The organism is Methanoregula sp. (genome assembly GCF_002835825.1).
GTDB lineage: Archaea > Halobacteriota > Methanomicrobia > Methanomicrobiales > Methanospirillaceae > Methanoregula.
Window position 1 is genome coordinate 1 of sequence record NZ_PIZH01000253.1, and the last position, 3336, is coordinate 3336.

Consider the following 3336-nt stretch of genomic DNA (forward strand, 5'->3'; position numbering starts at 1 on the left):
GCTCACTACATTGGCGCGATTCCCCGGGCCGCAGGGACCGCGACCACCAAGGACCTCAACGGGGCAACCTCCACTGATATCGGGGTCTCGTTCGCCGACCATCTCGATGTCATGCGCATCTTAGAGGACCTCATCATCCACACGTACGGTTACGTCAACAAGACCTGCTCCGCCCAGATCGCCAACATCGGCGTTGAGGACTTCGCTGTCCCGAAGGCCGGTTTCCCCCGGCTCCCGTACGCGGAAGCTATCGAGATCGCCAAGAAGGGAATCGAGGACCCGATCAAATACGGCGACGATATCAGTCCTGCAGCAGAACGGGCGATCGGTGCCGAGATGGGCGGCCACTATTTCATTGTCGACTGGCCCTCCGAGATCCGGCCCTATTATGCTATGCAGCACGACAACGACCCCTCGATCTGCAAGGCCTTCGACATGATGCACCCGCGGATGGAGCTCTCGAGCGGCGCCCAGCGTGAGCACCGGTATGACCAGCTCGTGCAGCAGATCAAACAGAAGGGGCTCAACCCGGAGAACTTCGAGTTCTATCTCAAGCCCTTCCGCTATGGTATGCCCCCGCACGCAGGCTGGGGTCTCGGGGCCGACCGGCTGGTCATGACCATGCTCGGGCTCTCTAATGTTCGCGAGGCAGTCCTCTTCCCCCGGGACATGCACCGGCTGGTCCCGTAAACCCGACCACGAACTATTTTTCCTTCCGGGTCAATCGATCTGTACGATCCAGGGCCGTTTCTTATGTCCAAGGCATATTTCATCAACAAAGTGCTCGCAACCACGGTGGTTGGCAGTTATCCGGTGGTCAGGGCAGGCGGTTTCAAGAGCCTCTTCGACCCGCTGGGCGGTGCTGTCGAGACCGCCGTCTCCGACCAGATAGGGGCCGGCATCGACATCATCTCAGACGGCCAGGTCCGGGGCGACATGATCGGTGTGTTTGGCGGCAAGCTGCCCGGCATCAAAGGGCAGGAGGTTGTCGGCAAGATCCAGCCGGCTGCCTCCGCAATTACGGTTGCCGATACCAAATACGCGATCTCGAAGTTCCCGAAAGTGAAGGGGATCGTTACCGGCCCGTCAACACTTGCCCACGGCCTCCACATCAGTACCCCGATGTACCGGAACAAGGAAGAGCTGTCACTCGACCTTGCGGCTGCGCTTGTTGTCGAAGCCCGGAGCCTTGAGGCTGCCGGGGCAGCGGTGCTCCAGATCGATGAGCCGATCCTCTCTACCGGTGTCGCCGACCTTGCCATCGGAAAGCAGGCCGTGGAAATGATCGCCTCCTCGGTGCGGATCCCGGTCTGCATGCACGTCTGCGGGAACATCGCGAATGTCATCGACGAGATCCTGAAGTACAACGTGGGTGTCTTTGACTTCGAGTTCTCCAATAATCAGGCTAACCTCGACATCCTCTCGCGCCGGGACCTTACCGGAAAGATGCTCGGGTACGGCTGCGTGGACTCGACAACCGATACGGTCGAGACCGTGCCGGAGATCCGGAAACGGATCGAGAAGGCCGTGGAATATTTCGACCCGAAGATCCTTCTCATCGATCCCGACTGCGGTATGCGGATGCGGACCCGCGAAGCCGCGTACTGGAAGCTCAAGAATATGTGCGAAGCAGCAAAGGAAGTGCGGCTGGCCCTCTGACGTTCCTGATACCTGCAAATCCTTCCGGAATCCTTAACCATTTCAGGGTGGGATTATCTGTCATGCAAGCTCGCTATCGGTTCGCCCTTCCCGTTCTTGTCGTTCTGTTCATGTTCTTTGCCGGCTGCATTCACTCACCTGCAGAAACCACGGCTCCCGCTACCCCCCAGACCGTTGTCACACCCCTGCCTCCAACAGCTCCAGCCGCCTGTTCGCTGACGCCCGGTCCCCGCCAGACACTCCCGGCGTACGAAGATGTCAGTATCACGGTAGACCGGAACACCATCACCAACAACCCGACCATCACGGTACGATTTGACGGTGGGCTCGGGAACGGTATGGTCCAGCGGATGACAGTAACGATAATCCGATCGGACTGTGTTACGGAACAGCAATTCCGGGACAATCCGGTTGTCGGCACCAGTATCACGCAGATGGGGACACTTGATACCGATCGGGTCATTGTTGTCCTTGTCATGACCTCAGGCGACCAGTATACCGTGATCGACCAGAACTACCCGTTTCCGGTGAGGATGGGATAATCCTTTTTTAAAAAAGAGAACCCGGGATACCGGGTGTATCCTCACACCACTCGTGACGTGGTCGAGGCTTCGATGCCCTTCTCGGTGATGATAAACGGCAGGAGTCGCTGGGGGGCTGCCGCATCCTTGATCTTCTGGACCGCGAGTGTCCGCTCGATCTCCGCCTGCTGGACATTGTTCCGGAACTCGATGACCACATCGGCTGCACGCATCAGCCGGGTCATCTCCATCGGCGAGTGGATGCCGGTAAAAACAATGAACATCAGGTTTGCTCCGCGTTTCTTCATCTCCTCACGGGAGAGCCGGAGGAATTTCAATGCCCCGTCAATACCGTACTTCAGGACAATGGCCGAGAGCGAATCCACCACGATCCGCCCTCCCGCCATCTGCTGCAGGTACATCTCGGGATGGAGATCGGCTGCATCGATCATGCCGACCTCAACATCTCCGTCGTTCATGAAGTACGTGCCTTCCTCCCCACCCTCGGCTTTCCAGAACTGGTAGGCGGCAAGGTCAAGCCCGGCAACCGGCGTGCCGTAGATCATAATCAGGGCTCCTTCAGGGAAGCCGCCATCAAGGAGCAGGTTCAGGCCGACAATCCCGGTTGTCCGCTTTTTCGACCTCCCGGTAATGGCAATATCCTGGATCCGGCTTCTCGTGTCAGTCGGGGCTGCCATCGGGGGTTGCACCGGACAGTATTATTAAATTGCTGCTTAAAAGGTTTGCGGGCCCCGGGGGCTATTTGTCGCAGAATATCACGCCAAATCGGATTATACGCCCGATCCGCCGAACTTTTGCCGGAGGTCCCTCCGCAACAGTTTCCAGCCATGGACACGGGGGAGCGATTCAACGATCAGCAGTTTCCGCGGGACCTTGTATCCCGCCAGGTGTTCCCGGCAAAAGACATCGAACTCTGCCTGGCCCAGGCTCATCCCGGGCCGGAGAACAACTGCTGCAACCGCAAATTCCCCTTTCCGTTCGTCCGGCACGCCGAATACCGCGACATCCGCCACAGCCGGGTGACGGACAATCACGTTCTCTACCTCTGTCGGGTAAATCTTCCAGCCCGACATGATGATCATATCCTTTTTCCGGTCAGTGATGCAGAGGATCCCGTCCGCGTCAAGGTTTACGA

The 3336-nt window shown here is 58.3% G+C and carries 5 protein-coding genes; 3 read left to right on the forward strand and 2 right to left on the reverse strand.

Annotation, left to right across the window (positions count from 1 at the left end):
• The 3 genes from CW742_RS09275 to CW742_RS09285 all read left to right on the forward strand — a co-directional run.
• Positions 1 to 690, forward strand: a 690-nt coding sequence (locus CW742_RS09275) for an amino acid--tRNA ligase-related protein (protein ID WP_292419517.1), incomplete at its 5' end; no start/stop codon positions are given.
• A gap of 63 nt (positions 691 to 753) precedes the next feature.
• Entirely contained in the window at positions 754 to 1659 is a 906-nt protein-coding gene (locus CW742_RS09280) for a methionine synthase (protein ID WP_292419520.1), read from the forward strand.
• A gap of 62 nt (positions 1660 to 1721) precedes the next feature.
• Complete coding sequence (locus CW742_RS09285) at positions 1722 to 2201, forward strand: hypothetical protein (protein WP_292419522.1); 480 nt, start codon at positions 1722 to 1724, stop codon at positions 2199 to 2201.
• 41 nt (positions 2202 to 2242) lie between these two features.
• On the opposite strand, the gene CW742_RS09290 is transcribed toward CW742_RS09285, so the two are convergent.
• Both CW742_RS09290 and CW742_RS09295 read right to left on the reverse strand, forming a co-directional pair.
• Positions 2243 to 2878 carry an ATPase domain-containing protein gene (locus CW742_RS09290; RefSeq protein ID WP_292419525.1) on the reverse strand — a complete coding sequence of 212 codons (636 nt, stop codon included), beginning with the start codon at positions 2876 to 2878 and terminating at the stop codon, positions 2243 to 2245.
• A 93-nt stretch (positions 2879 to 2971) separates the two neighbouring features.
• Positions 2972 to 3336: class I adenylate-forming enzyme family protein (locus CW742_RS09295; RefSeq protein ID WP_369333015.1), on the reverse strand; the 365-nt coding region annotated here is incomplete at its 5' end.